The organism is Limosilactobacillus galli (assembly GCF_947381495.1).
GTDB classification, from domain to species: Bacteria; Bacillota; Bacilli; order Lactobacillales; family Lactobacillaceae; genus Limosilactobacillus; species Limosilactobacillus galli.
The window spans coordinates 1-499 of sequence record NZ_CANCWK010000109.1; the positions used below are offsets into that span (position 1 = coordinate 1).

1 pseudogene is annotated in these 499 nt (G+C 41.1%); it reads left to right on the forward strand.

What is annotated here, in order from left to right:
- Nucleotides 1-130: 130 nt before the first annotated feature.
- Nucleotides 131-334, forward strand: a pseudogene (locus tag QOS10_RS09480) (ATP-binding protein); the annotation flags it as partial.
- Nucleotides 335-499 lie beyond the last annotated feature (165 nt).

Sequence of the window (499 nt, forward strand, 5' to 3'; positions counted from 1 at the left end):
TTTAAGTGCGTCATTTGACGGACATCCTTTCATATAGGTTTGATTCACTTAATATGATACCTGATGTCACGCCGAATAGCGTTTTTGCATTTACCACCAATTAGGTGGCTAACTTTATTCTATAATCCACCAAGCGAAACTATTGTTTCAACTAATAAGTGGCCGCTATGAACGTAAATCAACGATCATAACGACCAATGTACCATTATCAAGTTGGGGAACCGTCCTTCATAGCACGGCGACTGCAGAAGCAATTTTAGACCACCTTGTCTACCACTCACATGTAATTAAGATTAAGGGAAAGTCATACCGTTTGGCATCGGTCAATCCCTAAACCCGCCCAAATCATACATTTTTAAACCGCCATAAAACGACAATTCAAAACCGCCCTTGATATTTAATGAAGATTGGCCGGAAATCCGGTGACTTTAGTCATGGGATGGATAGGCCCCTTCCTACGCCTCGTTAGAGGCGTTTTTATTTTGGATCATGATACTTC